The organism is Deltaproteobacteria bacterium (assembly GCA_016933965.1).
GTDB lineage: Bacteria > Desulfobacterota > Syntrophia > Syntrophales > UBA2210 > JAFGTS01.
On the sequence record JAFGTS010000003.1, the window covers coordinates 18,270 to 33,422 of the forward strand.

Here is a 15,153-nt window from a genome sequence, read left to right on the forward strand (position 1 = left end):
TTATTCCTGTTTCTCGATCGTCCATTCCCGCCGTTCACGGCAGGACGGCTTCCTCTTACAGGATGGCCCTTGCCGGATCGGTGAACGCGGCGTAGACGGTGTCGTGAAGAGGTGTTTCGATCCCCAGCGCCTGCCCCGCCCGCACGATGTATCCGACGAACGTTTCCAGCTCAAGCGGCCGCCCCTGTTCTCTGTCGACCAGCAGGGATGTTTTTGTCCCCGGCGGGAACGCGCTCACTTTCTGCAATGATCCCTGAACGATGTTACTGGGAAGGGCGATGGCTTTTGCCCGGGCGATCTCCTCCACTTCACGCATCATACCCTCCAGCAGGTGCCGGTGCTCCTCGCTCCGCTCCAGGTCGCCGAGCGTCAGCCGGTGCAGGGCGGTAACGGCGGCCACCGGGCCGATGAAGATGAATTTCGTCCATACCTCGGTCGTGACGGGAGCCGCGAGGGTCGCGTCAATGCCGGCGTTCCTGAGGAAGTCCTCGATGTACCCGTATGCTTTACCCCCGGTATCTTCAGGGCCGAAAAAGAGCTTGGCGGAGCCGCCCTTCTGGCTGACGATCCCCGGCCCTTCAAGGTGGCTGCTGATATACACGCATCCGTTGAGAAGAGTTCCCCACGGCAGCAGCCGCCCGAGGCGCTCCACGTTATCGACGCCGTTCAGCAGGGGAATGACGACGGTTGTTTCCTGAATAGCGGGTATCAGCATCCGGGCCGCCTCATCGAGGCCGTATTCCTTGACACAGACCAGGACCAGGTCAAGGGAGCCCAGTTCTTCGGTCCTGTCGGTCGCACGGGCCGGGCGCGTTACGAAGCGTTCGCTGGGCGTGATGAGCGTCAAACCCTCTTTCCGTATGGTGTCAAGATGGGTTCCCCTGGCGATAAAGAAGACCTCGTGTTCCGGGGATCGCTCGTAATATCGGGAAAGCTTCCCTCCGTAAAATCCTCCCACTCCTCCGATACCGATGATCGCTGTTCTCATGCGTGCTTCCCTTTCTTATTGTGTGAAAACCGATTCGAAGAACCGGTGGACCGGTTCGATCACCCCGGCGACGGTTCCCCGTTCGGGTATCAGGTATATGTATGCACGCCGTTCGTCGGCGGTGACGGCGATATGGCGGATGGTGCGGGGATCGGGGTTCTCCCGCATGAACGCGAGAAACAGCTCCCGCATTTTCATCCGCTCGTAATACAGGTAGAACACCAACTCCCCCCACCGGACCTCTTCTCTGTCAAGCCGGTGTTCATGGGTAATGGCGGCACCCCGGGAGGCCGCGTGTCCTTTTTCTATGAGATGGCCTTCACAGGGCGGCGGATAGCGCATGTAGAGAGTAACATACAACCGATCGTTCTTCATGGTCATTTTTGATATCGGAAGATAGAGCGGGGTGTGGCGGGGCAGAAGGGTGATGGTGGCGTCGATCTCAAAGAACGGTTCCCGGCGGTCGAAACGAAAGTTCGCGTGATGTCCCACGAGGCCGCCGATAGCGGTATATGTCCGGTCGTCCGGTCTGAAGAGCTTCTCCAGGTCCCGGAACGCCGAGAGATAGATACTCCGGTTGTTCCGTTTGCCCCGGGTGTACCCGAAGCCGATCAATGCCCCCAGGAGCAGGACCGCCAGTAAAATGGGAAAAGACGAATGTTCCATGTCACCCTGAATTCATAGGGGCTGTTTTCCCGAGAGGTTCTTTACTTTTCGGCGAGTGTCGGCATCCAGCGGTAGATCGGCGCGAAGAACTGCTTGACCAGCGGCGGCTTCGGTATCATGAAGACGAATCCCTTCTTCTCTTCCGGTACGATGGCGATGTGCCGTATGATGCCCGGATCGGGATATTCCTGAGCGAATCTCAGCAATGCGTCGCGTCCCGCGGCGCTCTGGTAAAAAAGGAAGAAGTCGTAGTCACCCCAGTGGATCGATTCCTTCTGCAATCGGTCGGCGTTGCTTATCTTTGTTCCCCTGAACCCGTTATACCCCTTTTCGATCAGGTGCAGCTCCTCCAGGGGTTTTCGCTTCAGGTACAGGGTGATGAACAGGCGGTCGTACTTCCGGATCAGCTTTGAGAGCGGCAGGTAGAGCCAGGAATGCCGCGGGAGCATGGTAATGGTGGCATCCACCCGTGAAAAGGGCGCGCCCTTCTTTTTTACGTAGAGGTTGGCATGGTATCCGATGGCACCCCCGATATTGGTAAATGTCTGATCATCGGGCCGGACCACGTCAACCAGGTCCTGCAATGCCGAGAGAAATATCTTCCGGTTCCGCCGCCTTCCCCAGAAGTATCCCGCCGTAAGCATGAAGGAAAAGGCAACAAAGAGAAAAAAGACCGGCTGTGTCAGGATGAGTTCGTATTTGAACATGGCATCGTTCTATGGGTTGACGAGATGTGTCAGGTCTTCCTCGATGTCGAAGAGACGGTCGTTCCTCTTTTCCATCAGTTCCCGGGAAAGCCTGACCTGCTGTACCGGGATCCGGGCCGCCCGGGTTTGCAGCTCTTTCTCCACGTATTCCGCCATCTCGCCGTTCTCCCCGGTCACCTTGTTGTCGATGATGGCCCGCAGCGGGAGGTTCAGATCGTCAAGGCCGCTGATCAGGCGCTGCGATTCCTTCAGTGACAGCAGATCGGGATTGCAGACGAGAATTACGGAACATGTATCACCCTGGAGGATTTTATTCAATCCCTGATAGTTCGCTTCCAGTTTTTTCAGGCGGCGCAGCGCGTCATCGTCGTCTTCACGGTAGGAAAGGACCGTTTCCTCCGTGTCCAGGGCGCCCCTGAGACGGTGTATAGTATAGCGCTTTTCAATGATCGCCCGCCTGATCTGAATGAGCCGCTCGATCCAGGTGATCGTGACCCGGGGGAGCGCGAGGAACCGGAGCGTCAGCCCCGTGGGCGGCGTGTCGAAGACAATGAAATCAAAGGATGTTTCCTGCCGTATAATATTCTCGATGCTTGTCAGGAGCGCGTATTCCTCGATGCCGGGCGAGTACTTGAGCACGGAAAAATAGTTGTCGAGGTTCAGCGTCTGCAGGTACCGGTAGGTCCCCGAGAGAACGTCGATCTCCCGCTTGAGATAGTCCCGGGAAAGCTTCTGGAGGTCCACTTCCTGGAGAAAGAGGGTATCCGTGTATTTGCGCTTCCTGTCGTTCAGTGAGACGTTGAAGACGTCGCCCAGGTTGTGGGCGGGGTCCAGCGAGACGATGAGGACGCGGTGATCTTTCGACAGTTGCCAGGCCGCCGCCGCGGACATGGTGGATTTCCCCACGCCGCCCTTCCCGGTGAAAAAGATGATCTTCATTAATCGATACCGAGGGTGCCGCACAATTCGGCGAGCATGTCACCGCTGTCCCGTGCCCGCCGGTTCATGACCTCGAGCTCCTTCTGCATGAAAGGCAGAAGTTCCACGGCCAGGAAGGTCGGCGGTGACGGCAGACCGACGAATGAACCGAGGAGCAGGAGGGCGAATATGTTCTCCAGCTCCTCCACCTCAACGATGGTCAGGGCCACGACGTTTTCGCGGTGCAAGGCACCCATGCCGGACAGGAACCGCCACACTGATCGCAGGAACGAACGTACCATTCAAGCCGCCTCAAATCAGCACGGCCGGCTGCCCGCAATCGCGAGCGCCGGCCGCGCCGTTCTCTCATACGTGTCTTATTCTACCTTGTATGCCTTGGTCTTCACAAAGTCGTAGATGAAGATGAAGTTCATGACGAACATGATCACCAGGATGATCATGACCGTCCATCCCGGTACCGGTTTTGCCGTGATGGCATCGGGCTGGACAAAGATGATGAACCAGATCAGGGCGCAGGTGACGGTGATCCACAGCAGCCAGGCCGGGATGACCGCGGCGCTGGCGAAGCTGGATTTCATCTTTTTCGCAACGAAGGCCGCGCCGGTCATCAGGGCGATGGAGGCGATGAGCTGGTTCGCCGCGCCGAAGGATCCCCAGATGATCAGCCAGTTGCCGCTGGCGGCCAGGTAGACGCCGATGGCGGCGGGAATGGTCGAGGCGATCCAGCGGTTGGTCAGGAGATTGAAGAATGCCGGCGAGGTCTCCTTGAAAGGAGCGACCATTTCCGAGATGCAGTAACGGGCCAGCCGGTTCGTCGTATCAAGGGTCGTCATGGCGAACGAGGCGACCCACATGCCGGCGAGGACCTTGACGAACTGCGTCGGTATCACGCTCAGCCACGTGGCGTTCACCATATCAGCGTAAGACTGGACAAAGAGGTTCGCCGCCGAGAGCTTCGCACCCGCCGAAACTTTGGTGAACGCGGCCCCCCAGTTTCCGGGATTGAGGGCTTCCGTGGTGACCCCCGCGTTCATCAGTGCCGTGTACCCGAACCCGGCAATGGACACGATAACGACCGTGGACAGAAATCCCTCGGTGAACATGCTGCCGTATCCGACGAAGAGGGCGTCGGTTTCCTTATCGAGCTGCTTTGACGTGGTACCAGAGGCCACCAGTGAATGGAACCCCGAGAGAGAACCGCAGGCGATGACCAGCGGGATCGCCGGCCAGAAGGGCGTTGCCTTCCCGCCCAGGAGAACGGGTGAGAAACTTGAAAAGGCCGGGACCTCGAATCCCCTGAAGGCGAAGATGGCCGCGATGAATCCTACGACCAGTCCTGCATAGAGGAGCCAGGAGTTCAGGTAATCACGGGGCTGCAGCAGAATGTTCACGGGAATGGCCGCGGCGATGATGATGTAGAAGAAGAACACCCACATCCATGTCCCGTAGGTCGCGGGAATGGGCGTCACCGTACCGAGCCAGATGGCGCCGGCCAGCATGAGAATGCCGATAATGGTGGCCACGACGAAGTTCAGCTTGACCCGGTAGAGCAGAACGCCGAGGATGAGCGCCGCCACTATCTTCCATACATAGGCGGAGGCGATTGCCGGCGTACTGACGAACATGCGGCCCACGATGGCGGCGAAGGCGGCCACGACCAGGATCAGGAGAAAGAACACGATCCAGTAGAAGGCATAGCCCGTTCTCTTGCCCATGAGGTCCGTCGCGACGAACTGGATGGATTTTCCATCGTAGCGGACCGATGCCATGAGCGCCAGGTAGTCATGGACGGCGCCGATGAAGATATTGCCGAACCACACCCAGAGGAGGGCCGGGGCCCAGCCCCAGCACATTGCCAGCGCCGGTCCGATGATCGGCGCCGCGCCGGCGATCGACGCGAAGTGGTGGCCGAAGAGCACCTCCTTGCGGGCCGATATGTAGTCCACCCCGTCATAGAGCCGCTTTGACGGGGCTTCATTGACATCGGTGGCCATCACCACGTCACTTTCAAGCTTTTTTCCATAGGTGAAATACAGGATCAGATAGATCGCGAAACCGAGAACAATGATTAATGTCGTCATCTCTCTCCTCCTTTATATGTCTGGAGTTATTGATGAAAAAACCAACAATTCCCGCTCACACGAAGACTATATGTGCTCTCCCGGAATGGGAGAGATGTTTTGATAATACATATGTATTGAAACTGAGATTCTTTGAAAACCTGAACAATATAAGAAAGATTTTGATTATTTTTATAATGAATTCATTGGATGGTACTCGCCGGAGGACCGAAAGTCAAATTTTTTTCTCACAAAATGGTTCAGGATGGTGTGCTGATCGTCATTTCCAGTATCCGGTCGACGTTGAAGACCCGGTCCGAACAGCGCTGAAGGCAGTATGCTTCCATCGCCAGGAAGGAATGGCCCTTGTAGACGCGGGGGCCGACGGAAAGGGGCCGCACCGTCCGGCGGCTCTTTTCATCCTTCGATTTGAGGTAGACGATGTCAAGGGTGGTTCCCCGCGCGATGGCCTGCTCGATGCGGCGTATCTTCTCTTCCCGGGGCAGCAAGGTTTCCGCCTGCGCGTACTGGTAGCCCGTCAAAAAACGCACGACCTCCCAGTCCATCAGGATGTGGCGCTTCTGGACGGGCTGCTTGAGGACGATGCCCTCAAGGCTCGTGCACCGTGACAGGGCCACGTACATCTGCCCGTGGGCGAAGGTGCCCCGGCCCACGTCGATGACGGCGTGGTGGAAGGTCTTCCCCTGGCTTTTGTGGATCGTTACGGCAAAGGCGAGACGCAGCGGGAACTGGGTGAACGAGCCGACGGGTTCCGAGGCGAGCTCGCCGCCCTTCAGAAAGAAACGGTAGATCTCCCAGGTGTAGGGTTCGATCTCGACGTCCAGTCCGTTGTCGAGTTTTGCAAGAATGACATCTTCATCATCCTCGTTCGTTGAAAACCCCTTCACCCGTCCGATGGTCCCGTTGATCCAGCGCCCGTAGGTGTCGTTGTTCAGCATCATGATCTGGGCGTTCTTCTTCAGCCGCAACGTATGGGCCGTTGGCAGGTACTCCCCGCCGAAATCGCCCTGCACGAACCCGTCGAAGGACCGGGTTTTGCCGCGGAGCCTTCCCAGGTGCTCCTCGTTGACCCTGTCGGCGAGATCGTTCGTGCTGGTCAGGTGGATATAGAATTCCCGCGCCGGAGCGACGAAATCGGGATCGCAGCGGCGGTTGAGGACGGCAAGCTCCTCGTCGGTGACGGTCCGGTTCCGGATGGCGTTGAGAATGCCGATGAAGGCGTCATCGGTCTGGCGGTAGATCTTCTCCAGTTCCACAAAGGCCATGTCAAGGCCTTCCATGGCCCGCGCGCTGAAGAAATAGGGGCTTTTGTAGTGCTCGCGGAACAACTCCTTTTCGCGGCTGGTGACGACGGGCGGAAGCTGGTACATATCGCCGATGAAGATCATCTGCACGCCGCCGAAGGGGCTGCCTTCCTCGGGGCCGTTGAGCCGCAGGAAGCGTTCCACGCAATCCAGCAGGTCCGCCCGCACCATGGAGACTTCGTCGATGACGATCGTCCGGAGCTTCCGGAAGAGATTCTTCCGCCCTTCGTCGCGGGTCTTCCTGATCGACGACGGGGTCACATCGGGCTTGAAACCGAAGAAGGAGTGGATCGTCTGCCCCCGGATGTTCACGGCGGCCACGCCCGTCGGCGCGAGAAAAACGGCCCGTTTCTCCGTGGTGCCGCGGAAGTAGTCCAGAAGGGTGGACTTGCCGGTCCCCGCCCTGCCGGTGACAAGGACGGGGCGGTCGGTTTTCTCCATCAGGTCGAGGGCTTTCAGGAACTGTGGATTGAGCTCGATCGCGCACATGGCTATCCCGTAGGCCCCCTCAGTGCTGATGCAGGTCGACGCCCATTTTATCAAAGGTCGGCCTGAGCAGTTCGAGGGCGTCCCGCTGGTGGGCCTTTACAGCTTCCTGGAAACGGAACCAGTCCGTATCTTCCCTCTCCACGTCCTCTCGCCAGAGGTAGCGGTCCTTCATGAGAGAGAACGTGGACGCAAGCCCGAACCGGCGGTCCGGCAGGCCGCGGACGTCCGTCTCAAAGGCCGCCTCGAACCACTCGTCCTCGTCGAACTCTCCCAGCCACGGCGCGAGCGCCTTGTAGTTCTCCACGCGCTTTTCCCTGCCCCAGTTCTCCGAACCGGAGCGCGAGGGCCCCGTGGCGTCGAGCAGTTTCACGCGGAGCTTTCTCCACGACAGTTTCGCCCCGCGCTTCCGCCCTTTCAGGAAGGAACGGTATTTCCCGTACAGCGCTTCGCCGGCGGCCAGGAATCGCTCGTTGTTGTCCACCATGCCCTCCACGAGGCGCGTGTCCTCCCAGCGGTGTGACACCCAGTCGGGATGATGCTCGGCGTCGGCGTGGCCGATGTCGGGTTTCGGATCGATGCCGATATTGTTGAAATAGTCGAACCATCCCACAAAATTCTGATGGGCCCAGGTGTCGGTGTAGGCGTGGGTCGCCACGCCGACCCGGTGGAGCCGGACGTCTTCCGGCGCCTTCCATGCCGCGTCCATCAGGGTGTTCGCGTTCTCATTGTCGGGCGTCGTGTTGAGCCGGTGCATCTTGCCATCGCCGCGGCAGGCGCTGTCGCACAGGGGATCGCCGGGAACAAAATGGAAGATCGGGTAGATCCGCATGAGCTTGCGCTTCGGCTTCAGGATGTTCATCGTCTGCGAGATGTACACTTCATAGGGGTCACCGCCTTCGCGGTCCTCGATCGTGAAGAGCATGTCATTCTCATCGACGAATTCAGAGGCCGTGGCGATGGTCTTCGCCTCGTCCGTGGAGAACCCCGCGGCGTGGGCGATGAGCCCCGTGATGTAAAAATGAAATTCCGTGTTCATGTCATCCCCCCCTCGTTCTCAACGTGTTTCTTTTATCTCTCTCAGCACCGGCAGAATATATTCCCTGAATCGGACCGGGTCCTCGCTCATGGGGAAATGCCCCATGCCCTCGATGACCTGGAACTTCGCCCCCTCGATGTCGTTGGCGAGCATCTCGCTGATCATGGGCGGGCAGCTGAAGTCATATTCCCCCGTCAGGAGATACACGGCCGTTTTCGATGTGTCGATCCTGTCGGCCTGGTCTATGAGGTTGTGCTCCACGCTGTGGTAATTGAGGCAACCCTTCACGACTCCCGGCCCCCCCTGGCTGTAACACCAGCAGGTCTCCCGCTTCCGCTCCTCCGGCGAGGCGGGTCCCATCATGTCGTAGGCGATATGGCTGTTGAACCGGCTGTTGATCCGCGGATGGTCGAGCCATTTCTGGTTCAGGCCGGGCGTGTAATGGGCCGACTCGATGCCGATGACGGCCCGGAACTCGTCGGGGTAGTACAGGGCGAGGTCGGGCGCGAGGTGCCCGCCGATGGAGCATCCCATGTAAACAGGACGTTCCAGTTCCAGCTCATGGCTCAGGGTTACGACGAACTTCATGAGAAAGTCCTGAGTGAGCTTGTATTCCTTCTCCCACCACCGGCTGCCGTCGGGCGGAAGCGATTTCCCATGAAAGGGAATATCATAGGCGAACATCCTGAAATCCTGGGCCACTTCCCGGTCGGCGAGGAGATGCCGCCAGAGCCGTCCGTCGGAACCCGCCGTATGCTGGAGCAGCAGGGGGATGCCGCGGCCGTTTTCCTCGTAGTACACCCGGTATTCGATGCCGTCGATGGTGAGATAGACGTACCGTCCGGTCATGTCGTCGAATCGTGCCATGGTCTCCCTCCTCTCACGATGCCGCGGGGCGGCAGAGCCGCATGATCTCTATCATGCGGGAAAAGGCCCGGTAGTAGGCGCAGAACATCTCAAAATCTCCGCCGTGATCGAACCCGTGGAGCATGACCGCCGGCAGAAGGGCCTGGTAAAAAGGCCGCGGAGCGGGGTCGAGCAACTGTTCCCATTCATCGTCCGGGGCGGTGATGAAGAAGTCGAAGTTCCAGTCCTCCATCATGTCAGGGTCCGGATCGATATCGGTGACCTTTCCCTCGGTGATCGTGACCAGGCATTTGTCGCCTCCCGCGTCGAAGCGCAGGATCGCGTTCCAGTACCGGGCCACGATGGCAAACTCCCGATCGCCATTGACCATGTCCATGAATCGTTGCCTGTCGATGAGTTCCATATCCACCTCCTGCTGATACGCATGGTGTCCCGCGAGCATCCGCCGCGGGGAATCTCACTGGTTTGCACGCAATTCCGGACGTGCCTTTCTTACTTGATGAACCACCGGTGCCAGCCGGCGGCGATCTTCTTGGGGTCCTCCACGTCGATGGTCTGCACTACGTCCCGGTACATGACGTCTTTCATCTCGGCAATGACGTCGCGGCGCTTGCGAAGGGTCCGTGCAAAGGCCATCGCCTCGTCGATGAGGCTCTCCGGGGGACAGGCCGTGTGGATGAGACCGCGGGCCACGCCTTCCTCGGCGGTCATCCGTTTGCCCGTGTACTGCAGTTCCTCAAGCGTCGAGACGGGCATGGCCTTTTTGAGGACAGCGATCATCCCGGGGAGAAAGGGGACCCCCACATCGACCTCGGGAATCGAGAAAAACCCCTGGCCCGTTCGCATGAACCGGAAATCGAAACAGCAGCACAGAACGGCACCGCCGGCGAAGGCGTGTCCGTTGACGGCCGCGACGGTGGGCATAGGGAACAGCGTAATGCGCTTCATGAGGGCGTTCATGTCGGCCAGGTAGGCATAGAAGGCTTTAGTATCCCTGGCCCGGAGCACGGGGACCACCCATTCAAGGTCGATCCCGTTGCAGAATATCTTCGGGTGGGCCGATGTCGCCACGAGCACCTGGACATCATCATCGGCCTCGATACGGTCCAGGATGTCATTGAGCTTGTGCAGGAAATCCGGGTTGAAGCGATTCTCTCCGCGCGCCATGGTGAGCAGGGCGATGCCGTCGTCAATGGTGTAGGAAAAATCCGTCATGTATCCTCTCTTTCATCTGTCGTCCCGAACCTGACTGAGATCCAGTCCATTTTTCAATTGTCATGCCGGACTTGATCCGGCATCTGTATGCTGCTGGAAGTTGAGATATTCGTTGCCTTCAGGGCAACGACGCCATACCGATGTACGGCACCCCCGGGGAGATACCGGTTTCTATACCGTAAAAGCCCATCAGTTTTCAAGACATGTTAATCCGTATTCCGGCGACACAATACGTAATTTTTCTATACGCAGGGTGATCCGGGTATTTGTTCACGTAATGATTCCCCTGAACAAAAATTAAGTATCGTGTCCCCGGAATAGACTAATTTGCCTGCCGTAACAATATTTTATGCGAGAAGCCGTTTTATAATTCTTTTTCGAGGGCTGTAACTATTTTTCTTACACGGTCAATAAATAATGATGTGTACCCCCTTTGTAAGTATTTTTCTTGACATTGCATTGATTGTAACTATAATTCTCACATTGTAATCATTTTTCCGGGGGATGCCATGGCTGAAAACAGGCAGGACACATCGATACACAAACTTGCAGGGTATGCGGCACTTGTCAAGCAATATGACCTCGACGTTATCCCGAACTGGCACAAATCCTTTGTCGCGATCACTGGAACCCACCGTATTTACTCAAACGAGGGACTGATCGAAGAAGTTTACCCGTCCAAGTACTGGCCGGGGGATACCCTGGGCGGTCACCTCGAGTTTGCGCTCAAGTACGACGGTACTAATCTCGCGATACTCACCAGCCTTTTTATGAAAGCATCCGAGAAAGATCTCCTCGAATATGTCCGGTCCAAACCGACCGGTAAGTACGCCAGGCGGTTGTGGTTCCTGTACGAGTTCCTGACAGGTAAAACTCTCCCGCTGGATGACGTGAAACGCGGAAACTATATCGATCTTATCGATCCTGATAAATATTATGCGGTTACCCCAAGCCGCCAGATCCGCCGTCAGCGGATTAACGATAACTTGCCGGGCGATCGTAGATTCTGCCCGATGATTCGCCGTACTACCTTACTTCGCAACTTCGAAGCGGCCGACCTTTCCAGGCGCTGTCAGCGAGTCGTGTCTAAATACTCCCCGGAATTATTAAAACGGGCGCTCGGCTACCTCTACACCAAGGAGACGAAATCATCCTTTGAGATCGAACACATCACGCCCGGTTCGCAACGGACCGAACGCTTTGTAACGCTTCTTCATCTGGCGGAAAGCAAAGACTTCTGCAAGAAAACGAATTTGATCGAACTGCAAAATCGCATTGTTGATGCACGGTTCTCTGAATCTGATTATCGATCGAGCCAGAATTATGTCGGTGAGACGATCGCCTGGCAAAACGAAAAGATCCATTTTGTATGTCCGAAACCGGAAGACCTGAACGGCCTCATGGAAGGCCTGACAGCGGCCCACGATCGCATGGACGCAGGTAAGGTATCCGCCGTGATTCACGCCGCCGCCATCGCCTACGGATTCGTTTTTCTGCACCCGTTCGAGGACGGCAATGGCCGAATCCACCGCTTCCTGATTCACAATATACTTGCCCGGCAAGGGTTTACGCCCGAGGGAATCATGTTTCCCATATCTGCGGCAATGCTCAAAAACGTTGCCAACTATAACGATTCTCTCGAAGCGTTCTCCCGGCCACTCATGACCCTGGTGGAATACTCGCTCAACGAAGAAGGCCGCATGGCCGTACATAATGATACGGCCAGGTGGTACCGCTATATCGATATGACACCCCAGGCCGAGTCGCTCTTTGAGTTCATCGAGCAGACAATCGATACAGAACTTGCCCATGAATTGATGTTCTTGACCAACTATGATGAGACCAAAAGGGCTATCCAGGAGATCGTGGACCTGCCGGACCGTCAGATCGACCTCTTCATCCGGCTCTGCTTGCAGAACAATTGCCGGATCTCAGAAAGGAAACGTGCAAACCCCTTTGATTCCCTGTCGGATGATGAAATCCATCGCATGGAACAGGCCGTTCAGGACTCTTACGGTAGCAAAACTTCTTTATTCCGGGGACACAATACTTAATTTTTCTACACGCAGAATAATCAGGGTATTTATTCAGTTAATGATCCCCCTGGACAAAAATTAAGTATTGTGTCCCCGGAAGACATTCAGTATTGTGTCCCCGGAATACCAGCAGTACTTATGATGATCTAAAAACGTTTTCTCTCGATTGCCTGGAACGCGATGAAAGGAAAAATGATCTGTAGCGAGAAATGGAAAAGATAGACAGGGAAAAAGAATCGCTGATAGCTGAGCTGAAAGAGGCCCACCGAAAGATAGCCGAATATGAAGAGGTCCTGAGGGATCGGGATATCGAGGAGGGCTTTTACAGCGCCCTGGAGAATATCGTCCGTGCAGGCATCTATATCGTCCAGGATGGAAAATTCAGGTTCGCCAATCATTATGCTTCAAAGTTCCTCGGTTATGCCAGAGAAGACATCATTGGCCAAAATTCGATAGACTTCGTGCACCCGGATGATCGAGAGATGGTGATCGCGAATGCAAGGGAGATGCTGTCCGGGAGACGCCATTCGTCCTATGAATTCAGGTCGATTGCAGAGGATGGGAGTATCCACTGGATAGAGGAAATAGTGCGGCCCACTCAGTACGAAGGGAGGAAGGCCGTTCTCGGTAATATCATGGAGGTTACGGAGCGGGTAGAATCGAGAAAGAAACAGAAGGAGCTTGAAACGATCGAGGCCTCGATCCTCGCGGCAATACCCCACGCGGTCATTGGACTGAAGGACAGGCGGATCATCTTTGCCAACGATGGTGTCCAGTCGGTCTTTGGATGGAATGAGGAAGAACTGAGGGGGAAGAGCACGAGAATTCTCTACCGCACGGAGGAGGATTACGAAAAGATGGCCGGTCTCTATTCGAGACTGAAGCGTCAAAAAACGGTGCTGACAGAATTTCCCTGCCGGCGGAAGGACGGTACCGATATCGAATGTATGGTCAGTGCCTCGAGAATAGGTGAGAGTCTCAAGGAAAAAGATATCGTCATTACCTATGAAGATATTACCGAGCGTGAAAGAGCTAAAAACGAGCTGGAACGGTCGAGGGAACAGCTACGGAATCTTTACGCCAATCTTCAGTCAGTTCGTGAGAAAGAACGCACGAATATTGCGCGAGAGCTTCACGATGAATTGGGGCAACTGCTCACGGCACTGAATACCGATCTCATAATGATGCAGAGGAAGATACCTGATAGCGAGGTGGCGCTCGTCCAAAAGACGGATGCAATGGTGAAGCTTGTTGATATGACGATGAACACGCTGAAACGGATCTATATGGATCTCCGACCCGGGATGCTCGATCACCTGGGTCTTATAGACGCGATCAGGTGGCAACTGGAAGAGTTCAGAAAGCGTTCAGCTATAGAATGCACCATTATTACCGAGCCCGATGAGATTGATCTTGATGCCGAACTTTCAACGACGATCTTTCGTATCTTTCAGGAGACACTTACCAATATATTGCGACATGCAGAAGCGACGAAGGTCCATGTGAGGATCAGGAAGAGGAAAAAAACCATTGACCTTGTCGTTCGTGACAACGGAAAGGGAATAAGAGAAGAAGCGTTAACTAAAACCGATTCGTTCGGTTTACTGGGCATTCGGGAACGGGCGATCGCCCTGGGAGGGACAGCCGAAATATCCGGTGAAAAGGGGAAGGGCACCACGGTAAAGGTTCATATCCCTCTGAAAGAAAGGAAAGATGAATAATGAAGAAAATAGAGATACTGATCGCCGACGATCATCCCATTGTTCGAGAGGGCTTCAAGCAGGTCATCTCAGAAACCGACGACATGATAGTGGCTGACGAGGCGAGTAACGGGCAGGAGGTGATGGCCCTCGTAAATAAACGAGACTATGACCTGATACTGCTTGATATATCAATGCCCGGAAGAAGCGGTCTTGAGGTGCTGAAGGATCTCAAAAGTGAACATCAAAAGCTTCCCGTTCTCATACTCAGCATCTATCCCGAGGAGCAGTATGCGGTACGGGCCTTCCGGGCAGGGGCATCGGGATATCTGACAAAGGCGAGCGCACCGAACGAACTGATCTCTGCAATAAGAAAGATCGTTCATGGCGGGAGATACGTCAGCGAATCGCTCGCGGAAAAGCTTACCTATTATCTTGATCGGGACACCACGAAACCGCTCCACGATTCACTCTCGGATCGTGAATATCAGGTCATGCTGCTGTTAGGGTCGGGGAAGACAGTAAAAGAAATTGCCGAGATGTTGTTTCTCAGCGTAAAGACGATCAGTACCTATCGGACACATATCCTCGAAAAAATGAAGATGAAAAACAATGCGGAGATAACGTTCTATGTAGTAAAGAACAAACTGATCGAGTAGGACGAATACCTATGCAGATGTTACGTATAGTCCTATATCCTGCCACTGTGATCTCTTAGTATTATCAGGCTATCCATCTTACATAATAAAAAGACCAATGCCGATTGTGCCTAGCATGGTGGTACATTAGATTACTTTTGAAGAAAAAAGGTCTTGTGAAACTACTAAATATCGAAAGGAAAGGAAGTGTGATCATGAAGACCAGACAAAACAGAATGGGGAATGCTGAGAAAATGATACATGACGATGCCTTATGGCAGGATCCCATGTCCTATCCGGCATTCGACAGTGAGAGCCTCTTGGAGAGGGCGGCGGTTCGAAAAGATACGGAGAGCAGATCGATTGATACTGCCGTCGGCAAGATCGCTGCCTGATCGTATGCTGTAACGGAACAGATCACGATCGACCTTTATGGATAAATGCGTATGTCACTCTGGTCGGATAGAAAGGTCTATCGGATCAATGA

The 15,153-nt window shown here is 55.4% G+C and carries 15 protein-coding genes; 4 read left to right on the top strand and 11 right to left on the bottom strand.

Going from position 1 to position 15,153, the window contains the following annotated elements:
* Window positions 1-55: 55 nt before the first annotated feature.
* From JXO48_00620 to JXO48_00670, 11 genes are all read right to left on the bottom strand, one after another.
* Window positions 56-988 carry a 2-dehydropantoate 2-reductase gene (locus JXO48_00620; GenBank protein MBN2282373.1) on the bottom strand — a complete coding sequence of 311 codons (933 nt, stop codon included), beginning with the start codon at window positions 986-988 and terminating at the stop codon, window positions 56-58.
* A gap of 15 nt (window positions 989-1,003) precedes the next feature.
* Entirely contained in the window at window positions 1,004-1,654 is a 651-nt protein-coding gene (locus JXO48_00625) for a hypothetical protein (protein MBN2282374.1), read from the bottom strand.
* A gap of 41 nt (window positions 1,655-1,695) precedes the next feature.
* Window positions 1,696-2,361 (bottom strand): hypothetical protein, encoded by a 666-nt coding sequence (locus JXO48_00630; protein MBN2282375.1) that lies wholly within the window; start codon window positions 2,359-2,361, stop codon window positions 1,696-1,698.
* A gap of 9 nt (window positions 2,362-2,370) precedes the next feature.
* Complete coding sequence (locus tag JXO48_00635) at window positions 2,371-3,300, bottom strand: ArsA family ATPase (GenBank protein MBN2282376.1); 930 nt, start codon at window positions 3,298-3,300, stop codon at window positions 2,371-2,373.
* Window positions 3,300-3,581, bottom strand: coding sequence for a hypothetical protein (locus JXO48_00640; GenBank protein ID MBN2282377.1), 282 nt, complete (start codon window positions 3,579-3,581; stop codon window positions 3,300-3,302). The genes JXO48_00635 and JXO48_00640 overlap by 1 nt, the downstream gene beginning before the upstream one ends.
* 75 nt (window positions 3,582-3,656) lie before the next feature.
* Window positions 3,657-5,381: a carbon starvation protein A gene (locus JXO48_00645; protein MBN2282378.1), complete on the bottom strand. Its 1,725-nt coding sequence runs from the start codon at window positions 5,379-5,381 to the stop codon at window positions 3,657-3,659.
* 239 nt (window positions 5,382-5,620) lie between these two features.
* Complete coding sequence (locus tag JXO48_00650; protein ID MBN2282379.1) at window positions 5,621-7,174, bottom strand: AAA family ATPase; 1,554 nt, start codon at window positions 7,172-7,174, stop codon at window positions 5,621-5,623.
* A gap of 19 nt (window positions 7,175-7,193) precedes the next feature.
* Window positions 7,194-8,210, bottom strand: a complete 1,017-nt coding sequence (locus tag JXO48_00655; protein MBN2282380.1) for a hypothetical protein — start codon at window positions 8,208-8,210, stop codon at window positions 7,194-7,196.
* A gap of 18 nt (window positions 8,211-8,228) precedes the next feature.
* Window positions 8,229-9,077: an alpha/beta hydrolase gene (locus tag JXO48_00660; GenBank protein MBN2282381.1), complete on the bottom strand. Its 849-nt coding sequence runs from the start codon at window positions 9,075-9,077 to the stop codon at window positions 8,229-8,231.
* Window positions 9,078-9,090: 13 nt separating this feature from the next.
* Window positions 9,091-9,480 carry a hypothetical protein gene (locus JXO48_00665; GenBank protein MBN2282382.1) on the bottom strand — a complete coding sequence of 130 codons (390 nt, stop codon included), beginning with the start codon at window positions 9,478-9,480 and terminating at the stop codon, window positions 9,091-9,093.
* Between the two features lie 89 nt (window positions 9,481-9,569).
* Window positions 9,570-10,292 (bottom strand): enoyl-CoA hydratase/isomerase family protein, encoded by a 723-nt coding sequence (locus JXO48_00670; GenBank protein ID MBN2282383.1) that lies wholly within the window; start codon window positions 10,290-10,292, stop codon window positions 9,570-9,572.
* 509 nt (window positions 10,293-10,801) lie between these two features.
* On the opposite strand from JXO48_00670, the gene JXO48_00675 reads away from it, so the two are divergent.
* The 4 genes from JXO48_00675 (at window position 10,802) to JXO48_00690 (ending at window position 15,061) form a co-directional block, all read left to right on the top strand.
* Window positions 10,802-12,346 (top strand): Fic family protein, encoded by a 1,545-nt coding sequence (locus JXO48_00675; protein MBN2282384.1) that lies wholly within the window; start codon window positions 10,802-10,804, stop codon window positions 12,344-12,346.
* A gap of 191 nt (window positions 12,347-12,537) precedes the next feature.
* A complete protein-coding gene (locus JXO48_00680) occupies window positions 12,538-14,049 on the top strand; it encodes a PAS domain S-box protein (GenBank protein ID MBN2282385.1) in 1,512 nt (503 codons plus the stop codon).
* On the top strand, window positions 14,049-14,687 hold the full coding sequence (locus JXO48_00685; GenBank protein MBN2282386.1) for a response regulator transcription factor: 639 nt from the start codon (window positions 14,049-14,051) through the stop codon (window positions 14,685-14,687). Before JXO48_00680 ends, JXO48_00685 begins: the two co-directional genes overlap by 1 nt.
* Before the next feature lie 194 nt (window positions 14,688-14,881).
* The gene (locus JXO48_00690; GenBank protein MBN2282387.1) at window positions 14,882-15,061 is read left to right on the top strand and encodes a hypothetical protein; all 180 of its coding nucleotides are present in this window, start codon (window positions 14,882-14,884) and stop codon (window positions 15,059-15,061) included.
* The last annotated feature ends 92 nt before the right edge of the window (window positions 15,062-15,153 follow it).

Excerpts from the sequence above, each read along its gene's own strand:
- JXO48_00620 (MBN2282373.1), bottom strand. The coding sequence starts at position 988 with ATGAGAACAGCGATCATCGGTATCGGAGGAGTGGGAGGATTTTACGGA.
- JXO48_00665 (MBN2282382.1), bottom strand. The coding sequence starts at position 9,480 with ATGGAACTCATCGACAGGCAACGATTCATGGACATGGTCAATGGCGAT.
- JXO48_00625 (MBN2282374.1), bottom strand. The coding sequence starts at position 1,654 with ATGGAACATTCGTCTTTTCCCATTTTACTGGCGGTCCTGCTCCTGGGG.
- JXO48_00680 (MBN2282385.1), top strand. The coding sequence starts at position 12,538 with ATGGAAAAGATAGACAGGGAAAAAGAATCGCTGATAGCTGAGCTGAAA.
- JXO48_00675 (MBN2282384.1), top strand. The coding sequence starts at position 10,802 with ATGGCTGAAAACAGGCAGGACACATCGATACACAAACTTGCAGGGTAT.
- JXO48_00645 (MBN2282378.1), bottom strand. The coding sequence starts at position 5,381 with ATGACGACATTAATCATTGTTCTCGGTTTCGCGATCTATCTGATCCTG.
- JXO48_00650 (MBN2282379.1), bottom strand. The coding sequence starts at position 7,174 with ATGTGCGCGATCGAGCTCAATCCACAGTTCCTGAAAGCCCTCGACCTG.
- JXO48_00685 (MBN2282386.1), top strand. The coding sequence starts at position 14,049 with ATGAAGAAAATAGAGATACTGATCGCCGACGATCATCCCATTGTTCGA.
- JXO48_00635 (MBN2282376.1), bottom strand. The coding sequence starts at position 3,300 with ATGAAGATCATCTTTTTCACCGGGAAGGGCGGCGTGGGGAAATCCACC.
- JXO48_00630 (MBN2282375.1), bottom strand. The coding sequence starts at position 2,361 with ATGTTCAAATACGAACTCATCCTGACACAGCCGGTCTTTTTTCTCTTT.
- JXO48_00655 (MBN2282380.1), bottom strand. The coding sequence starts at position 8,210 with ATGAACACGGAATTTCATTTTTACATCACGGGGCTCATCGCCCACGCC.
- JXO48_00690 (MBN2282387.1), top strand. The coding sequence starts at position 14,882 with ATGAAGACCAGACAAAACAGAATGGGGAATGCTGAGAAAATGATACAT.
- JXO48_00670 (MBN2282383.1), bottom strand. The coding sequence starts at position 10,292 with ATGACGGATTTTTCCTACACCATTGACGACGGCATCGCCCTGCTCACC.
- JXO48_00640 (MBN2282377.1), bottom strand. The coding sequence starts at position 3,581 with ATGGTACGTTCGTTCCTGCGATCAGTGTGGCGGTTCCTGTCCGGCATG.
- JXO48_00660 (MBN2282381.1), bottom strand. The coding sequence starts at position 9,077 with ATGGCACGATTCGACGACATGACCGGACGGTACGTCTATCTCACCATC.